A 19,768-nucleotide genomic window follows, 5' to 3' on the forward strand; every position below is an offset into this window, starting at 1 on the left:
TCAAAATACCTGTATATATATACAGTATATTTAATGATAAAAACGCTGCAAGAAAAGAAAACGAAAAGCGTGTTTTTACCTAACAGAAAACGGTATCAGGCTTCTGCAATAGGTGTGGTCACTGATTGAGAGGAGGCCAGCATCACTTGATTACGACCACGATCTTTCGCACGGTACATAAGAAGGTCAGCGGCATGGGTCAAGGTATCCAAATCCAGCGAAGCAATGTCGTCAGTAACATCACTGGATACAATTGCGCCAATACTTACGGTGACACGAATCTCGGCGCCATCGAACTCAAACACACTGTCTGCCACATCGCAGCGGATATGGTTGGCTATGTCGATCATTTCATCTAATGACGTGGCCGGACACAGCACGCAGAATTCTTCGCCCCCTAAACGTGCCACGGCACCATGCTTCACGACCCGCTTTAAATAACTGGCAAGGTGCACTAACACTTTATCACCCTGCATATGACCGTATTTGTCATTCACCTGTTTAAAGTGATCGAGGTCGATGAGGATCAGCCCCATTTCTTGCTGACGCTGAAGTTTGGGTTTAAGGCGAGAAAAATAGCCCTCTAGGCCACGTCGATTCAGCAATTGAGTCAGTGGGTCGGTATTGGCAAACTCACGCAAGCGGGCATTGGCTTGGCGCAAGGCAACGGTGCGCTTGTACACCATGCGCTTGAGGAAAAAGATGTACGCGACGGCGCTCAATGCCACCATGATCACTATGGTCGGGATTAACCAATCGGGATACGCCTCAATCCGCTCGGTATTAATCCATTTTTGCTTAATCCGTAGTAGTTCCTCAGACGGAATATGACTGATCCCAACACGTATTTCATCGAGCAATGCTTGGTTGCCTTTCGGCACTGCTGCATAAATTGGACGGGTATAAAGAACCTGCTCCGCGACAAATGCTAGCGGTTTTCCTTGAGTCAAAAAGTAAAAGTTGGCGACCTGACTATCCGCCACAAGGGCTTGGATCTCACCCTCTAGCGCGGCCGCAAATAAATCCTCGTTATTTAAAAAGCGACGTTGCTCCACTTGTGGATAGTGCTTGGCTAAGAACGAGGATTCATAACTTTCTGCTACCACACCAACGACTTGATCTGCCGCTAAAGGCTTAGTATCCGCACTGCCCGGTTGGTTTTTCACATACAAAGAACCATTGATATTAAAAATTGGCGTCGCAAAATCTAAAAAGCGCTCACGTTCAGGCGAACGTAATAAACCGGCATGCACACGGTTACCGCCTTCTCGCATGTAAGAAAGGGTTTCAGGCCAATCTAACAGAACAAACTGAATGGATTCATGATTGTATTTGGCATAAGCCTGCCAGAAATCGATCAATAGCCCTTTGGGCTGACCTGAGTCGGATAAATAGCTATAAGGCTTCCACACAGAGGAGTGGGTGGCGACTAAAATGTCTTTATTTTCTGACAGATAGGCGTCATCGGCCCACACCTGCGTACTCGCATACGTGAAGACTATAAGCAGCATCCCTGTCAAAAACCGTAAAATACGCGCAAACATTGTTAGGCAGCCCATCGAAAGTGCTCTGATAGTAGATAAATTCTAGGTGAACGCAAAAGACTTAATAAAAAAGCATGATCCAGTTCAAATTGGAAGACAGATCACACTCATTAGTGACAAAAGAATCACTAACAGCGCATAAAACAACCACCTTGTCGCATGGGGTGATAATCAACAGAAAACGTAATCATCAAAATAAAAGCGTGCTGAAACCGATTACTGTCACCGGCTTGTAATGATCTGGATGGTGAGCTGTGGTAAATTTACGCGCCCAAAGGATGGGAGGTGAATGGTGAATCGATGGCACAGGGTGAAATCGTGTTACACCAACAACGCCTTTATTGCCCGTGATCAACACAGATCAACGCAGACAATCTATACTCACGATCGATAAAACAGTGACGTCACCTCAGCGTGAAGGCTGCGGTAACGTCATTGAGAAATGCGAGAATTTTGCTAACTGCACCGCGATAACGACCTGTTTATGTTGTTTAATTACATTTAAATCAGTCTTTTGCAGTTAGGCCCCAAGTTTATGTTTCAATTTTTGACCGGAGAAATGCGTCGATGAAAAAGACCAAAATCGTTTGTACGATTGGACCTAAAACTGAATCGGAAGAGATGCTGACTAAGCTTGTTGATGCAGGCATGAACGTGATGCGTCTTAACTTCTCACACGGTGACTATGCCGAACACGGTGCGCGTATCACAAATTTGCGCAACGTCATGAAGACAACCGGTAAGCAAGTTGCGATTCTGCTCGATACCAAGGGCCCAGAGATCCGCACCATCAAACTCGAAGGTGGTAACGACGTCGCATTAGAAGCTGGTCAAACGTTCACTTTCACCACAGACACCTCTGTCGTGGGTAACAAAGATCGCGTAGCCGTTACTTACGCCGGCCTACCTCGTGACCTAAAAGCAGGCAACACTGTACTCGTTGATGACGGTCTGCTTGAGATGGAAGTACTAGAAACGACTGAAAAAGAAGTGGTTTGTAAGGTACTGAACAACGGTGAGTTGGGCGAAAACAAAGGCGTTAACCTGCCAGGTGTTTCGGTGAGCCTGCCTGCACTGGCTGAAAAAGATAAATCGGATCTAAAATTTGGTTGTGAGCAAGGCGTTGACTTTGTTGCGGCCTCATTTATTCGTAAGAAAGAAGACGTGGAAGAAATCCGCGAGCTGCTGGCTCAAAACGGCGGCAGCGACATCAAGATCATCTCTAAAATTGAAAACCAAGAAGGTGTCGACAATTTTGACGCTATCTTGGAAGCGTCTGACGGTATCATGGTAGCCCGTGGTGACTTGGGCGTAGAAATCCCAGTGGAAGAAGTGATCTTCGCGCAGAAGATGATGATCGAGAAGTGTAACCGTGCTCGCAAGATGGTTATTACCGCAACACAAATGCTGGACTCAATGATCAAAAACCCACGTCCAACCCGCGCTGAAGCCGGTGATGTGGCGAATGCGATCATGGACGGTACCGATGCCGTCATGCTGTCTGGCGAGTCAGCGAAAGGTAAATACCCGGTTGAAGCGGTGAGCATCATGGCGCAAATCTGTGAGCGTACTGACCGTCAAATGTCACCTGCGCTGGGTTCTCGTCTCGATAGCGATCGCCTGCGTATCACCGAAGCGGTCTGTAAAGGCGCGGTTGATACCTCTCAGAAGTTGGGCGCACCTTTGATTGTTGTTGCCACAGAAGCGGGCAAATCAGCACGCTCAGTACGTAAGTACTTCCCAACGGCAAACATCATCGCGGTCACCACCAACCCGAAAACAGCCGCTCACCTGTGTCTAACCAAAGGTGTAACACCTGTGATGATCGAAAGCATCGACAGCACCGATGAGTTCTACCGTCGCGGTAAAACCATCGCGCTTGAGTCTGGTTTGGCGCATAAAGGCGACATCGTGGTCATGGTTTCAGGCGCGCTTGTGCCTTCTGGTACCACCAACACCGCCTCTGTGCACGTGCTGTAATTAAGCACCAATAGCAACGCCTACGCCTCGACAATGTCGGGGCGTTTTTTTATCCATGACACGGTGGCATGATAAAGAGGCTTGCATTTAGTCGCGAGCCAACCTCGTCGACCTAGCACAGGAAGTGTTATGAAGTTCACCAAAGCCCAACACGCTATGGAGCAAATCTGGGTAGCCATATTAACCCGCCAGTTATCACTCACAGCGCGCGCAGAGGGCGATTATCCACTCACTGTCTCCGCTTTGTGTGAGCAACTCAGCCTGTCGACGGCCACAGCGCGCGATGGGTTACATTTATTAGCGGTAGAAGGACGGGTTCTTTATCAGCCTCATCTTGGCTATCGGCTCACACCATTAAGCCAAGCAGACTGGCAGGCATTGATTCAAGCCCTAAAAGGTCTGTTTGGTGCGTGCATCGATAGCTTTCCTAGCAAACTTGATGAACACACTGCATTACAGGTGTTGGGACTGATTCATTCTATTCAGCACTTACCCGCCAAAGATAGCGCCGATATCACCACCATGGCCTATTGGCACCAAACCCTGCACACCCAGCTGCTTTGTGGTATCAACCCCTACTTGCAAAAGGCGTTGATTCCAGTCATGGCACAGCACCAGCGTTATCTCACCCATCCTGATGTGAAGATAGATTGGCTGGCACAATGGCAACAGTTATTTCCGATTGTGCGCGGTTTGGTTTCGCCGCGCCCGCAAGCGTATACGCAGCGCTATCAGCTGTACTGGCAATCACTAAACCAGCACATTGACCATCAGCTTATCGCGCTTACCAGTGGACAATTTCTTTGAAGTGCGTTTTGATCAATACCGCTAACGGCACTAAATAAATCGCGCTAAGCTTTAATGCCATTACCGCGAGCGTCAGTGTAGTCATGCGCACTAGGCACTTGTTGATGGTTTGTACGACAGGGTGGCTCATCATCATTTCAGTCTAAAGTAGGATGGTTGTTCAAAAATCAGGCTGTAGTTTACAAATTAATCAATAAATCGCAAGCGCCAATCACGCCTGTTATCATGGCGCGCGAAGAGGCTGAGTCTAAGTCGCTGATTTACCGCTACCACAGAGAAAAAAATGACAAAACCATTAACCATTTTGGATATTGCCCGCTTAGCCGGGGTGGGGAAATCGACCGTATCGCGTGTGCTAAACCATGACGCACGCGTTAAAGACAGTACCCGCGCTAAAGTACAAGCGGTGATCGACCAACATGGCTTTTTACCGTCGAAATCAGCGCGCGCGATGCGTGCGCAACGCAGCGGTGTTGTGGGCGTGATCGTGGCAAAGCTCAGTTCCAACTCAGAGAACACCGCACTGACGGGACTGCTCAATACCTTGTATGCCAAAGGCTATGACGCAGCCATTATGGAAAGCCAGTTCTCACAACAAAAAGCACAAGCCCATCTCGATGTGCTAAAACGCCGTAACGTGGATGGGATTATCTTTTTTGGTTTTTCGGGCTGTGATCTCAACGCGCTAGCGCCATTCGCCCCCAACTGTGTCGTGCTGGCCGTTGATAGTGAGCAATACGCCAGCGTCAGTTACGACAACCAAGGTGCCGTCACGCAAGTCATGGACCACTTTTATCGTCAAGGATGCCGTCATATTGCCTTCTTGGGGATTGATGAGCGCGATGAAACCACAGGTCTCGCCCGATCTGATGCCTATCAGCGTTTTTGCCAAACCCACCAGCTTTCACCACAACTCCATCGTTGTGAGATGAGCCTACATGCCGCCTATGCCGCAACAGATTGCCTATTAACCCCACAGAGTGACGCCATTGTCTGCGCCTCCGACACTCTCGCCTTAGGGGTCGCAAAACGCCTACAAACCCTACATCGTGAAGATATCGCCATTGGCGGCATTGGCAACCATGACATGCTACGCTTTATGTTCCCACGCGCAGTGAGTGTGGAGCTGGGCTACCATCAAGCAGGGCAACATGCTGCTGAGTTACTGCTCAAGCAGTTGGATGATGAAGTGACCACTATCACACATTGGACGCAACCCTGTCACCTGGTGACTCCCTAACCTCCCACTAAAAATCAAGCAGTTACGAATTTCTGTGTGATGGTTTTCAAAATGTGGGAACGATTCCACTGATGATTGGCTTAGTACGATCAATAATCAATGGGAACGTTACCAATGAATACCCTACAGCAATACAGGATTGCTTATGAGCCAGATAAATAAAAATGCCGTTGATCAATTGATCACTCATATAGGCGGCAAAGACAACATCGCCACCGTGAGCCACTGCCTCACCCGCTTACGCTTCGTATTAAATGATCCAGAAAAAGCGGACGTCGACGCCATTGAAGCGATCCCCATGGTTAAAGGCTGCTTTACCAGCGCTGGCCAATTTCAAGTCGTGATCGGCACCAGCGTGGACCAAGCCTTTGTCCTGTTGCAACAGGCTACCGGCGTCGAAGGCCAATCAAAAGATGAGGCCAAGCAAGCCGCGCGTAAAAACATGAGCCTGCTAGAGCGTGCGATTTCACACCTCGCGGAAATTTTTGTTCCCCTTCTCCCCGCGATCATCACCGGTGGTCTGATCCTCGGCTTCCGTAACGTGATCGGTGATATCCGCATGTTCGATGGCAAAACCTTAACCGAGATCAGCGAGTTTTGGGCCACCGCCCACGGCTTTTTATGGCTGCTTGGCGAAGCCATCTTCCACTTCCTGCCTGTCGGCGTGTGTTGGGCGACGGTCAGAAAAATGGGCGGCACGCCGATTTTGGGTATCGTACTAGGTATTACTCTGGTATCGCCGCAGTTGATGAACGCTTACCTTATCGGTAAAGAAATGCCTGAAGTGTGGGACTTTGGCTGGTTCTCAATTGAAAAAGTCGGCTACCAAGCACAGGTGATCCCAGCCATGTTTGCGGGGATGGCGTTAGCGTTTATTGAAACCCAGTTAAAACGCATTATTCCGGATTATTTGTATTTGGTGGTGGTGCCGTTTGTCGCGCTACTCACTTCCGTTATCTTGGCGCACACCCTCATCGGCCCCTTTGGCCGCGAGATTGGTAATGGCGTCGCCTTCTTAGCCCGTTCGGCAATGACCGGCGATTACGCCTACATAGGCGCGGCCCTGTTCGGCTTCCTGTATGCACCTTTGGTGATCACCGGTGTTCACCACACCACCAACGCGGTGGATTTGCAGCTGATGCAAGAGATGGGCGGCACACCCATTTGGCCACTGATTGCTCTGTCTAACATTGCACAAGCCTCGGCGGTTGTCGGGATCATTTGGATGAGCAAAAAAGAAAACGAACGTGAAATCTCTGTGCCCGCGGCGATTTCCGCCTATCTTGGCGTGACAGAGCCGGCCATGTACGGGATTAACTTACGTTACAAATTCCCAATGCTGTGCGCGATGGTTGGCTCGGCGCTAGCCGCCATTGTGTGTGGTCTTTCCGGTGTGATGGCCAACGGCATTGGTGTAGGTGGCTTGCCGGGTATTTTATCTATTCAGCCACAGTTCTGGGGTGTTTACGCGGTCGCGATGCTGATTGCCATTATCGTGCCTATTGCACTCACCGCCTTTATGTATCGCCGCCAAGCCAGCAAAGGCAAACTGGCGGTCGTCTAACTCCCATTCAGTCTGCGGGGAGCATGCTCCCCGCTTTATTAGCGTTAAGAGAGACATTATGCACGCACATCCCTGGTGGAAAACGGCCACCATTTATCAGATTTATCCCAAGAGCTTCCGTGATACCACACAAACAGGGACAGGTGATCTGCCGGGCATTATCGAAAAGCTGGACTACTTTTCGGCCTTGGGCATCGATGCATTATGGCTAACCCCCATTTATGTATCACCACAAGTCGATAACGGCTACGACATTGCCGATTATTACGCCATCGATCCTAGCCTAGGCACCATGGACGACTTCGACACCCTGCTCGCCGAGGCGCACAAACGCGATATCCGTATCATCATGGATATTGTGATTAATCATACCTCAACCGAGCACCCTTGGTTTCAATCAGCGCTGGCCAGCAAAGACAGCCCCTATCGCGATTACTACATCTGGAAAGATCCGATTAACGGCGGTGCCCCAAACAACTGGCAATCAAAATTTGGCGGTAGCGCGTGGCAATGGCATGAACCGACCGGCCAGTATTACCTCCACTTATTTGCCACCGAACAAGCCGACCTTAACTGGGAAAACCCAGCGGTGCGTTCGGCAGTCAAAGACGTAATGGCTTTTTGGGCCGAAAAAGGCGTGGATGGTTTTCGCCTCGATGTGATCAATTTGATCTCCAAAGATCAATCGTTCCCCGATGATCATCAAGGCGATGGTCGCCGTTTTTATACCGATGGCCCGCGCGTTCACGAATACTTGCAAGAGATCAGCCGCGACATTTTCCAGCGTTACGGCAGCGTCACTGTGGGCGAGATGTCTTCGACCACCTTGGAGCATTGTCAACAATACTCCGCGCCAGATGGCAAAGAGCTCTCCATGGTGTTTAACTTCCACCACTTAAAAGTCGATTATCCGGGCGGCGAGAAGTGGCGACTGGCACCGTTTGACTTCTTGGCCCTAAAGCAGCTTTTCCGTACTTGGCAGCACGGCCTGCATAACCAAGGTTGGGGGGCACTATTTTGGTGTAACCACGACCAACCGCGTGTAGTCAGCCGCTTTGGTGATGATCGCCATCATCGCGTTGCCTCCGCCAAAATGCTCGCCACCGCGATTCATATGCAGCAAGGCACGCCTTACGTGTATCAAGGGGAAGAAATTGGCATGACCAACCCTGGCTATCAGCGTATTGATGATTATCAAGACGTCGAAAGCCGAAACATGTACCGCCTGCTGTGCGAACAAGGCATGCCTGAAGGAGAAGTGTTGGCCATTCTGGCGGCACGCTCACGCGACAACTCGCGCACCCCCATGCAGTGGGACAGTTCAGCAAACGCCGGTTTTACCAAAGGCACACCGTGGCTCAAGCCTGCGCCTAACTATGTTGACGTCAATGTCGACAGCGCACTGGCGGATAAAAACTCGGTGTTCTATCACTACAAGCAGCTAATTTCCCTGCGAAAAACCTTACCCGTGATCCGTGAAGGGGATTATCAGGACTTGCTGCCTGACCACCCACAGCTGCTCGCGTATCGTCGCGACAATGGCGACAGCCAACTGGTGGTAGTGTGTAATTTTTATGGCGAACCAGTTACAGCGACCTTGCCTGTCGCCCCTGCCCCGAACGCAGACTTGGTGAGCCATAATTACCCAGAAGCCAAGCCCTTGATGCCAGAAATGCAATTGGCACCCTATGAAGCCTTGGTGTACTTGATTAACCACGACTAACACGCACAAAAATGGCACGCCTTGGCGTGCCATTTTTCTTACAACGGCCAGTGGCTTTGGTTACTGGCGCAGCGCTCGCTCGCCGCGTGCGATGCCCACCACGCCACTGCGTGCCACTTCAATGATCTCGGTAATTTCACCCACCGCGCGAATAAAGGCATCCAACTTGTCACTGTCACCCGTCAGCTGCACGGTATATTGTGAAGCCGTCACATCGACAATTTGCCCCCGAAAAATATCGGCGGTGCGTTTTACCTCTGCGCGGGCGTAGCCACTCGCTTTCACTTTCACCAACGCCAGTTCACGTTCAATGTGATCGCTCTCGGTGACATTACTCACTTTCAGTACATCAATCAGCTTGTGCAAATGCTTTTCGATTTGCTCGCGGTCCGCATCGCTGACCACTGATGTGGTGATATTTAAGCGCGACAAGGTCGCATCATCGGTGGGTGACACCGTCAGTGATTCAATGTTGTAGCCACGCTGAGAGAACAGACCCACCACGCGCGACAACGCACCCGGCTCGTTTTCCATTAAAACCGATACAATACTGCGCATTAGGTTCTCTCCGTTTTGCTCAACCACATTTCATTCATCGCCCCACCGCGCACCTGCATCGGATACACGTGCTCAGTTTCATCGACATGGATATCGACAAACACCAAGCGATCTTTCATTGCCAGCGCCTTTTCTAGGCCGGCTTCTAACTCAGACGGATGGCTAATGCGCATCCCCACATGGCCATAGGCTTCAGCAATCGCGGCAAAATCCGGCACCGAGTCCATATAGGAGTGCGAATGGCGGCCTTGGTAAATCATGTCCTGCCATTGTTTGACCATTCCGAGGAAACGGTTGTTGAGGTTGACGATCACCACCGGAATGTCGTATTGCAATGCCGTCGACAGTTCCTGAATGTTCATTTGAATACTGCCATCACCGGTAACACACACCACCTGCGCGTCCGGCAGTGCGAACTTCACCCCCATGGCGGCCGGTAGCCCAAAGCCCATGGTGCCCAAGCCGCCCGAGTTTATCCAACGACGTGGTTTATCAAACGGATAATAGAGTGCGGCAAACATTTGGTGCTGACCCACGTCGGAGCTTACATAGGCCTCGCCATCGGTAAGGCGATACAAGGTTTCAATCACTTGCTGCGGTTTGATGCGCTCCGGATCCACGTCATACTTCAAACACTGACGCTCGCGCCAAGTTTGAATATTGTGCCACCAAGTGCTGATCGCATCACTGTCGTTACTGCCACCTTGCTCCACCAGCAATTTCAGCATGCTATTTAGTACCGCATCCGCCGAACCGACGATAGGAATGTCTGCCGCCACGGTTTTAGAAATGCTCGATGGGTCGACATCAATGTGCATGATGGTGGCATCGGGGCAGTATTTTTCTAAGTTGTTGGTGGTACGATCGTCAAAACGAACACCAATACCAAAAATCAGATCGGCTTGGTGCATCGCCATGTTCGCTTCGTAGGTGCCATGCATGCCCAGCATACCCAGCGAGTGTTGATGGGTGCTGGGAAACGCCCCCAGCCCCATCAAGGTGCTGACAACCGGTATGTTAAGGCTTTCTGATAGTTGGCGGATTTGTTGACCGCAATCGGCCATGATGGCCCCACCACCGACATACAGTACCGGCTTTTTCGCCGCCAGTAGTGCTTTTAAACCACGCTTTATCTGCCCTTTATGTCCCGAAGTAGTCGGATTATAGGAGCGCATGCGTACACTGTCTGGATACTTATAAGGATGCTTTTGTGCCGGATTTAGCATGTCTTTAGGAATATCCACTACCACAGGGCCGGGACGTCCCGTTGAGGCAAGATAAAAGGCTTTTTTAACAATGTTAGGAATGTCTTCAGCGCGCTGGACTAAAAAGCTGTGTTTGACCACCGGGCGGGAGATCCCCACCATATCGCATTCTTGGAAGGCATCATTGCCAATCAGGCCGCTCATGACTTGGCCAGAAAACACCACCATGGGGATCGAGTCCATGTACGCGGTGGCAATGCCAGTAATCGCATTGGTTGCCCCTGGGCCTGACGTCACCAGCACCACCCCTACTTCCCCCGTGGCACGCGCATAACCATCGGCCATGTGGACCGCGGCTTGTTCGTGGCGTACCAACACATGGTCGATATCACTCTTTTCGTGCAATGCGTCGTATATATCCAGTACTGATCCGCCTGGATAACCAAAAATATGTTTTACGCCTTGATCGATCATGGAACGCACGATCATCTCGGCACCGGATAACATTTCCACTCTACGCCTCCCTGTTTGCATAGTTAGGACTTACTTTTAGCCTAATCCTGCCCCTTACTCTTAGATGTACTGGTGGTCACTCACCACGCGGACATCGAAACCAAATACTGGCGGTAAGGCGGCGTTAGATTGTCACTTGGCCTGCTTCGGATGAAACTGCAATCAATGTAACGTTTTATTTGCAAAACTGTCTATTGGCTAGTCGGTATTTACACTTTTAATCTAAATGTTGAGTTAATGTTGCTAAATAATACTGGTTGGGAGGTCAAAAATCGGAAAGATCCACTACAAGGAAACAATTTTTACAGATTTTCTATACCTGTCGAGGAGAAAAACGATGTGAAAATAGCCTTCAGAAGGGACATTTCTCATCGATGAGAAACATCCCCCTTTACACATCATTGACGCTGGTACATCGCCTCAATGTGATGTTGGTAACGTGAAAGGATCACTTTACGGCGCAGCTTCATGGTCGGCGTGAGCTCGCCACTGTGCATGCAAAAGCCCTGAGGCAACAAAGTGAAACGTTTGACTTGCTCAAATTTGGCCAACTCGTGTTGCAAGCTCTGCAAACGCTTTTCAAATAAGGCCACCACATCGGAGTGTTTCAGCAGCTCTTTGCGATTTTGATATTCGATATTGGCCGCCCGCGCCCACTCTTCCAAGGCATCAAAGCAAGGCACAATCAAGGCCGATACAAAGTGACGCGCCTCGGCCACCACCGCAATCTGATCAATAAAATGATCGCGCACCAAAGCGCCTTCTACCCGCTGTGGCGCGATGTATTTGCCACCAGAGGTTTTCATCAGCTCTTTGATTCGGTCGGTGATAAAGACGTTGCCCTTGGCATCGAGATACCCCGCATCGCCGGTTTTCAAAAAGCCATCCTCGGTAAAGGTGGCAGCGGTCGCATCGGGCTGATTAAAGTAACCTCGCATCACCATTGGCCCGCGGACTTGAATTTCATCCTCCGCACCAATTCGCACCTCCGCCCCTGGCATCGGATAACCAATCGAGTGAGGGTCAAAGCGCGTATCGTCCCAACAAGAAACCGTAGCGGTGGTTTCGGTCATGCCATAACCGAGCTTGACGTTAATGCCTATGGCATGGAAAAACGCGCCAATGTCAGGGTCAAGACGCGCTCCACCGCATGGCATCAAGCGCATCTTGCCACCCAATAGCGCACGCAGCTTACTCAGTACCAGCTTGTCGGCCAATGCTACTTGCCATTGCTGCCGTCGCGACGGTGATTGACCTGCGCGTAACTGAGCAGCATGACGCTCGCCTTGGCGCAGCGCCCAACGGAATAAATGCGGTTTAACACCGGTGGCCCGACTGAGTTTATCGTGAATAGCACCATGAATTTTTTCATAAAAACGCGGTACCGCACACATCACCGTCGGTTTAATCTCCGCCAATGCATCACGTACCTGAAACGGGTTTGAAAGATAACAGTTCACCGCCCCGCGGTGCAGGACGTAATAGCTCCATGCACGCTCGAACACATGAGAAAGCGGCAAAAAGGCCAAAGACACATCATCGGGTCTTAATGCCAAGACTTGGTCATGTACCTCCAGCTGCGCCGCAACATTGGCATAATCCAGCATCACCCCTTTCGGGTCGCCCGTGGTGCCGGAGGTGTAAATCAAGGTAATCAAATCATCCATGCATCGCGCATCAATGCGCGCGTCTAATTCGGCTTGATAGCTGCGATCGTCTTGCAATAACCAACTGGCCCAGTCCCACACTTTGGGATGTGCGGGTGCCTGTGTTTCTTGGTTGAGGGCGATTACTCCTTTGACATTGGGACAGTGTTCAAGGGCAGCAACCGCGCTCTCCAGTTGTTCGTCACCGGCGAAGATCCATTGCACGTCCGCATCATTGATAATGTGTGCCGCTTGCTGATCAGTACTGGTTGCGTAAATCGGCACCGGCACGGCACGAATTTGCAACGCGGCATAGTCCAACATCGCCCATTTTTCACTGTTCGGCGCAAAGATAGCGACGGTTTGCTGAACCTGACAACCAGCTTTGAGTAAACAGCGTGATAGCTGATCGATGCGTTCGCCCAATTGGCGCCAGCTGATACTCGCCCACTGTGACTGTTGCTGAAAACGGATAGCTTCGCGTTCACCTTGGGCAGTAATTTGCTCGCGGATGCGCGTGACGATATGGTTTTGGGTGTTCACTGTGTCTCTCTTGGTTTGCCGTTTGGCGAACACATGTACGCTCAATAATGGCAGCGAGTTTACCGAGCGCACCACCAAACTCAAGAGAAATTGAGTGAATGCTCTAGCGAAAATGTAAAAACGTGATTCAACAGACCAGACCGCCGTTATTGGGCGGTCAGCGCATCAAGCGGTTTAACAGTAAGGGATGCTGACGTCGACGTGGATGCGGGCGGCTAATATCCAGCAAACACTCTTCAACTGCTTCTGGAAAACGGACCTGCGACCAAAGCTGGTGAAATAAACTTTGCGTTTGGTCGAGCTCACCTTTGACCAGCCACTCCGCTAACGCTCTTGCGACATCAGGGTAACGGATCTCGCCACTGGCCGGGGCTTTCAACCAATCTCTCACCGCGCGAGCGTCTAAGTGTGTCATGGCGTGCGCCAACCCTAATTGTGCCAGCGTTGCCACATTACTCAGCTGCTCAAACTGTCCTGCCAAGGGTTTTAGCAACAACTTTTTCCCCATGGTTAATGCTTCAGAAGGCAGTTCAAAGCCACCATTCGCGATCACACCTTGGCAAGCCTTTAGCGCAGCATGAAAGCTGGCTTTCCCAAGTGGCATAAAGCGAATATTCTCCCGCCGATAGCCTTGCTTCACATCCGGATGAAAACAGACAAAACCTTGGTTAAAGCGCAGTAACAGCGCCGTCACTGCATCGAGTGACTCAAAAGGAAGATAGACCAAGACATCCTCTGATTGACTCGCCTTTAGTGAAAGGGTGTCATCACTGCCGATATCAATGATGGGAGGCAAAATCGGCTGATTAAAGTGATACCAATGTAGCCCTATGGCATGATCCGTCGGCGCAAAATAACGCATAATCAGCCGGTTTATCAGTCCTTCTCCCTGTTTAGGGACCGCATAGGCAAAGGCAGCTTGATGGCTAATCGCCACTGAGGGAACACCTTGCTGGCGTGCCGCCCAAGCCGTGATAGGCTCAAAATCGGATACCACTTTGTCGTAGCCGGTAACATCAAGCGCACGAATATCGCGATAAAGTTGCCGAACGTGATTCTTTTTCGCCGTCTCAAGCAGCGCAATTTTACCGTCACGACTGATAAAACTCATCCCGGTAAACGTGCGATAGTCACCAAACGGCGCCATATCAAAATAGCGCTCTGAAGGTCGTCCAGAAAAGACAAAATCCACACTCACGTCATACGCTTTTAGGGCCCTTGCCATCGCCCTTGCTCGTGAAATATGGCCGTTACCGGTTCCTTGCACACCGTATAAAAGCTTCATGTACTTGCCGCCATCCAGTAAAGATCGTCGGTGATGTTTTGTGCCAACGCAGTACAGAGAAGTCCGAGCACCGCGCCGACCAGAATATCGCTAACAAAATGGACCCCCAGCAATACGCGGGACAGCCCAATCAACCCCGCCCAAATAAAGGCCACTGTCGCCAAGGGGGGATAAAAGGTACTAATCAGTGAAGCCATTAAAAAAGCGGCCGCCGTGTGGCCAGAAGGCATGCTGTATAAATCTGAGGGCGTGATAAAAGCGGGCAGCTGTGAAGGCCGTGCGCGGCGGAAGCTCCGTTTAAGAACCCAATAGATGGGCAATTCAATCGCAAAGGCGACGATTCCAGTGCACAACAACCATAAGCCAAATGCACCGTCGAGCCACCATGCGGCCAAGCCAATTCCTGCATATAACGGCCCATCACCAGAGTGTGATATCACCCGCGCTACTTTGGCTGTCGCTGCACTAAATCGATGAGAAAGGCACAGGTACGACACCGTGTAGTCAAAACGTTGAATCGCTGTAAAGCTTCTCATCATGCCCCCGCTTTCGGTTAGCTGATGGTCAAACTCTAGACAGCGGGTATGACAACGGGGTGACGTTACGAGGTCATATTGATGAAGATAACACTCCCTACAGTTTGTTATCCTGACACAGAGAAAGTGCTATCTAACTGTATTCCTTCCCCGCAACCAGCAGCCGTTTATTTCGAATTACACACTCAAAACCAGTGTAATAAACTGGTTTTAAGCGGGTTAACTAAGCAGATCCATTTTTTTATTTTTTTGTGATTGACGCTTTCCCCGCCGCTCTGTTATTTCTGTAACCAGCAAACACATTGAATGGATAGTTCATGACACTGATTACACTACGCCTCATCCTCCTCCTTATCGTGACTCGGTCGCGCGGGTAGGTATTGGGCAGCAATCAGTGAATGCCAAATGTCAAAAACCCGCGCCAGACGCGGGTTTTTTTGTATCTAACGCCGTCAAAATAAAACACAGTGCCCATTAAAAGAGCCATGAAGGCGGCGAGCAAACACAACAGGGAGTCACCCATGAGCGACAACAGTCAGGTCATCATCTTTGATACCACTTTGCGCGATGGTGAGCAGGCCTTATCCGCCAGCTTAACCGTAAAAGAGAAGTTGCAGATCGCCCAAGCCTTAGACCGACTGGGCGTCGACATTATTGAAGCCGGTTTTCCAGTCTCCTCACCGGGCGATTTTGAATCGGTGCGCACCATCGCTGAGCATATGCAACATGCGCGCGTTTGTGCCTTATCTCGCGCCGTTCCTAAAGACATTGATGTTGCCGCTGAGTCCCTCAAAGCCGCCGACGCTTTTCGTATCCACACCTTTTTATCCACCTCAACCATTCATGTAAAAGATAAGCTTCGCCGCAGCTACGATGACGTGGTCGAGATGGGGGTACGCGCCGTCAAGCACGCGCGCCAATACACGGACGATGTGGAGTTTTCCTGCGAAGATGCTGGGCGCACCCCGATTGATAACCTGTGCCGCATGGTCGAAGCGGCAATTGATGCCGGTGCGACTACCGTCAATATCCCCGATACCGTCGGCTACACAGTTCCCAGTGAATTCGGCAATATCATTGCGACCTTGTTTAATCGCGTACCCAATATCGACAAAGCGGTCATTTCTGTTCACTGCCATGATGACTTGGGGATGTCGGTCGCTAACTCCATTGCTGCCATACAAGCCGGCGCTCGCCAAGTGGAAGGCACGATCAATGGCATCGGCGAGCGCGCCGGTAACTGTGCGCTGGAAGAAATTGCAATGATTTTAAAAACCCGCGCCGACTTATTAGGTGTGGAAACCAAGTTGAACCACACCGAAATCGCCCGTACCAGTAAGCTGGTTAGCCAACTTTGCAACATGCCAATCCAGCCCAACAAGGCCGTGGTCGGTACCAATGCCTTTAGCCACTCTTCTGGCATTCACCAAGACGGCATGCTGAAAAACAAAAACACCTACGAAATCATGACGCCAGAGTCGATAGGGTTGGGCAAAAAAGCGCTGAATTTGACCAGCCGCTCCGGCCGCGCCGCGGTGAAAAGCCACATGGAAAACCTTGGCTATACCGAGCAAGACTACGATTTAGACACCTTGTATCAGTCATTCTTGCAGCTGGCAGATCGTAAAGGTCAGGTGTTCGATTACGACTTAGAAGCCTTGATGTTCTTCAACAACCTCAAAGAACAGGACGACTTTTATAAGCTCAACTATCTAGGCGTGCAATCGGGCAGCCTAATGGCGACCACCAGCATCAAGTTGCAATGTGGCGACGAAGAGAAACGCGAGGCGGCGATTGGTAACGGCCCCGTCGATGCCCTTTATCAGTGCATCTACCGGATCACCGGCTATGACATTGAACTGGATAAATTCGATCTGACCGCCAAAGGAGAAGGGGAAGATGGCCTCGGCCAAGCCGACATTATTGCCAACTACAAGGGCCGTAAATATCACGGCACCGGGGTCTCAACCGACATTATCGAAGCCTCCGGTGAGGCGCTATTGCACGTGATCAATGCCATCTATCGCGCGGATAAAATTGCGCAGATTAAGGAACAATCCCACTTAAAACAGGAGACAGTATAACCATGGCCAGCGCACACCAGATTGCAATTTTACCCGGCGACGGTATCGGCCCCGAAGTCATGGCGCAAGCCGAAAAAGTGCTTGATGCGATTAGCGAGCGATTCTCACTCACCTTGGATCGCCACCACTACCCTGTAGGCGGTGCCGCCATTGATGCCCACGGCTCTCCGCTGCCAGCACACACCTTGGCCGGCTGTGAAAAAGCGGATGCGATTTTATTTGGCTCGGTCGGCGGCCCCAAGTGGGAGCATTTACCGCCAACCGAACAACCGGAGCGCGGTGCCTTACTGCCATTGCGCAAACACTTTGGTCTGTTTTGTAATTTGCGTCCGGCACAAATCCATACCGGTCTAGAAGGCTTTTGCCCACTGCGCGCCGACATTGCCGACAAAGGCTTTAACATCGTGGTGGTGCGAGAGCTGACCGGCGGGATTTATTTTGGTGAGCCCAAAGGACGTGAAGGTGAAGGCCGCGATGAAAAAGCGTTTGATACGGAAGTCTATCATCGCTATGAAATTGAGCGTATTGCCCGTATTGCCTTTCAATCGGCCCAGCTTCGCAACAAACACGTGTGCTCAATCGATAAAGCCAACGTGCTGCAAAGCTCAATGCTATGGCGTGAGGTGGTGGAAGAGGTGGCCAAGGACTATCCGGATGTCCGCTTAAGCCATATGTATATCGACAACGCCACCATGCAGCTGATTAAAGACCCGTCGCAATTTGATGTGATGCTATGCTCGAACATTTTCGGCGACATCATCTCCGATGAGTGCGCAATGATCACCGGCTCAATGGGCATGTTGCCATCTGCGAGCTTGAACGCGAGTAAATTTGGTTTGTATGAGCCCGCAGGCGGCTCTGCGCCCGATATTGCGGGTAAGAATATCGCCAACCCAGTGGCGCAAATTCTCTCCGCCGCGCTAATGCTGCGCTACTCGTTAGGCGAAGAAGACGCAGCCTGCGCGATTGAGTATGCAGTCAGCCAAGCGCTGGCGGCCGGTGAGCTAACCGCCGATCTCGCCGGTAACCGCCCCGCATTAAGTACTGAACAAATGGGCGATCGTATCGCCGCCTATATCCGCCAAGGCGCAGAATAATTACCCGTAAGGATACGAGCTATGTCGAATGCAAACACCCAACAAGGCGCTAAGACCTTGTATGAGAAAATCTATCAAGCCCATGTGGTCACCGAGCAGCCAGGCGAAGCGCCGCTGCTGTATATCGACCGTCATTTGGTGCACGAAGTGACCTCACCACAAGCCTTTGATGGCCTGCGGGAAAAAGGGCGCCCAGTGCGCCAAGTGAGCAAAACCTTCGCCACCATGGATCACAATGTCTCCACCGAAACCAAAGACATTAACGCGTCAGGGGAAATGGCGCGTATCCAAATGGAAACCTTGGCCAAAAACTGCGAAGAGTTCGGAGTGACCCTGTACGACTTAAATCATCCTTACCAAGGCATTGTGCATGTAATGGGCCCCGAGCTTGGCATTACCCTGCCCGGCACTACCATCGTCTGTGGTGATTCGCACACCGCAACCCACGGTGCCTTCGGCTCCCTCGCCTTTGGTATTGGCACCTCAGAAGTCGAACACGTACTGGCCACCCAAACACTTAAGCAATCCCGCGCCCGCACGATGAAAATTGAAGTCACGGGCAAAACTGCCCCCGGGATCACTGCCAAAGATATTGTCCTTGCGATTATCGGTAAAGTTGGCCACGCAGGTGGCACTGGGCATGTGGTGGAGTTTTGCGGGGACGCAATCACCGACTTGTCGATGGAAGGGCGAATGACGGTGTGCAACATGGCCATCGAATTAGGCGCAAAAGCTGGCCTGATCGCGCCAGATGACACCACCTTTGCCTACCTAAAAGACAAGAAATTTGCCCCTAAAGGCGAGCAATGGCAACAAGCCGTTGCATACTGGCAAACCTTGCACTCAGATGCCGATGCGCACTTTGATCGTGTGGTCACTCTCGATGGCAGTCAAATCCATCATCAAGTCACATGGGGCACCAACCCCGGCCAAGTGGTCAGTGTGCATGATAGCGTGCCTGCTCCAGAGAGCATGACCGACCCGATAGAGCGCCACTCGGCTGAGCGAGCCTTAAAGTATATGGGGCTGACGGCAGGCCAAGCCATTACAGATATCCGCATCGATAAAGTCTTTATTGGCTCTTGCACCAACTCACGGATTGAAGACATGCGCGCAGCCGCCGCGGTCGCCAAAGGACGACGCGTGGCAGAGGGTGTACATGCCATGGTGGTGCCGGGCTCCGAGCAAGTGCGCGCCCAAGCAGAGCAAGAAGGGCTGGATGTAATCTTCCGCGAAGCGGGCTTTGAATGGCGCTTACCAGGCTGCTCGATGTGTTTGGCAATGAACAACGATCGCTTAGGCCCTAAAGAGCGCTGTGCGTCCACCAGCAACCGCAACTTTGAAGGGCGTCAAGGCCGTGAAGGCCGCACCCACTTGGTCAGCCCAGCGATGGCCGCAGCGGCGGCGATTGCGGGCCATTTTGTCGACGTTAACCAATTATAA

14 protein-coding genes are annotated in these 19,768 nt (G+C 51.1%); 8 read left to right on the top strand and 6 right to left on the bottom strand.

What is annotated here, in order from left to right:
- Window positions 1-95 precede the first annotated feature (95 nt).
- The gene (locus tag BZG84_RS07800; protein WP_158074931.1) at window positions 96-1,511 is read right to left on the bottom strand and encodes a transporter substrate-binding domain-containing diguanylate cyclase; all 1,416 of its coding nucleotides are present in this window, start codon (window positions 1,509-1,511) and stop codon (window positions 96-98) included.
- Between the two features lie 600 nt (window positions 1,512-2,111).
- Between BZG84_RS07800 and pykF the strand changes: the two genes are divergently transcribed.
- The 5 genes from pykF (at window position 2,112) to treC (ending at window position 8,858) form a co-directional block, all read left to right on the top strand.
- Window positions 2,112-3,524, top strand: a complete 1,413-nt coding sequence (pykF, locus tag BZG84_RS07805; protein ID WP_069591007.1) for a pyruvate kinase PykF — start codon at window positions 2,112-2,114, stop codon at window positions 3,522-3,524.
- A 129-nt stretch (window positions 3,525-3,653) separates the two neighbouring features.
- On the top strand, window positions 3,654-4,331 hold the full coding sequence (locus BZG84_RS07810) for a hypothetical protein (protein WP_077678121.1): 678 nt from the start codon (window positions 3,654-3,656) through the stop codon (window positions 4,329-4,331).
- Between the two features lie 283 nt (window positions 4,332-4,614).
- Window positions 4,615-5,571 carry a trehalose operon repressor TreR gene (gene treR / locus BZG84_RS07815; RefSeq protein ID WP_077678122.1) on the top strand — a complete coding sequence of 319 codons (957 nt, stop codon included), beginning with the start codon at window positions 4,615-4,617 and terminating at the stop codon, window positions 5,569-5,571.
- 145 nt (window positions 5,572-5,716) lie between these two features.
- Window positions 5,717-7,135 carry a PTS trehalose transporter subunit IIBC gene (gene treB, locus BZG84_RS07820; protein WP_077678123.1) on the top strand — a complete coding sequence of 473 codons (1,419 nt, stop codon included), beginning with the start codon at window positions 5,717-5,719 and terminating at the stop codon, window positions 7,133-7,135.
- Between the two features lie 58 nt (window positions 7,136-7,193).
- On the top strand, window positions 7,194-8,858 hold the full coding sequence (gene treC / locus BZG84_RS07825; RefSeq protein WP_077479503.1) for an alpha,alpha-phosphotrehalase: 1,665 nt from the start codon (window positions 7,194-7,196) through the stop codon (window positions 8,856-8,858).
- Between the two features lie 60 nt (window positions 8,859-8,918).
- Here the strand turns inward: treC and ilvN are convergent, their stop codons facing one another.
- The 5 genes from ilvN to BZG84_RS07850 all read right to left on the bottom strand — a co-directional run bounded on the left by ilvN (window position 8,919) and on the right by BZG84_RS07850 (window position 15,144).
- Window positions 8,919-9,416 (bottom strand): acetolactate synthase small subunit, encoded by a 498-nt coding sequence (gene ilvN / locus BZG84_RS07830; protein ID WP_077479504.1) that lies wholly within the window; start codon window positions 9,414-9,416, stop codon window positions 8,919-8,921.
- Complete coding sequence (locus BZG84_RS07835) at window positions 9,416-11,134, bottom strand: acetolactate synthase 3 large subunit (protein ID WP_077678124.1); 1,719 nt, start codon at window positions 11,132-11,134, stop codon at window positions 9,416-9,418. The genes ilvN and BZG84_RS07835 overlap by 1 nt, the downstream gene beginning before the upstream one ends.
- A gap of 398 nt (window positions 11,135-11,532) precedes the next feature.
- The gene (locus BZG84_RS07840) at window positions 11,533-13,323 is read right to left on the bottom strand and encodes an AMP-dependent synthetase/ligase (protein ID WP_077479506.1); all 1,791 of its coding nucleotides are present in this window, start codon (window positions 13,321-13,323) and stop codon (window positions 11,533-11,535) included.
- 157 nt (window positions 13,324-13,480) lie between these two features.
- On the bottom strand, window positions 13,481-14,608 hold the full coding sequence (locus BZG84_RS07845; RefSeq protein ID WP_077479507.1) for an MJ1255/VC2487 family glycosyltransferase: 1,128 nt from the start codon (window positions 14,606-14,608) through the stop codon (window positions 13,481-13,483).
- Complete coding sequence (locus BZG84_RS07850; protein WP_077479513.1) at window positions 14,605-15,144, bottom strand: phosphatase PAP2 family protein; 540 nt, start codon at window positions 15,142-15,144, stop codon at window positions 14,605-14,607. The genes BZG84_RS07845 and BZG84_RS07850 overlap by 4 nt, the downstream gene beginning before the upstream one ends.
- A gap of 521 nt (window positions 15,145-15,665) precedes the next feature.
- On the opposite strand from BZG84_RS07850, the gene leuA reads away from it, so the two are divergent.
- From leuA to leuC, 3 genes are read left to right on the top strand one after another with little or no spacing between them, the layout of a single operon-like run.
- The gene (leuA, locus tag BZG84_RS07855) at window positions 15,666-17,228 is read left to right on the top strand and encodes a 2-isopropylmalate synthase (protein ID WP_077678125.1); all 1,563 of its coding nucleotides are present in this window, start codon (window positions 15,666-15,668) and stop codon (window positions 17,226-17,228) included.
- A gap of 2 nt (window positions 17,229-17,230) precedes the next feature.
- Window positions 17,231-18,325, top strand: coding sequence for a 3-isopropylmalate dehydrogenase (leuB, locus tag BZG84_RS07860; protein ID WP_077479509.1), 1,095 nt, complete (start codon window positions 17,231-17,233; stop codon window positions 18,323-18,325).
- A 21-nt stretch (window positions 18,326-18,346) separates the two neighbouring features.
- Window positions 18,347-19,768, top strand: coding sequence for a 3-isopropylmalate dehydratase large subunit (gene leuC, locus BZG84_RS07865; RefSeq protein WP_077678126.1), 1,422 nt, complete (start codon window positions 18,347-18,349; stop codon window positions 19,766-19,768).

Origin of the sequence: Salinivibrio sp. PR932 (assembly GCF_001996125.1) — a bacterium.
GTDB classification, from domain to species: domain Bacteria; phylum Pseudomonadota; class Gammaproteobacteria; order Enterobacterales; family Vibrionaceae; genus Salinivibrio; species Salinivibrio proteolyticus.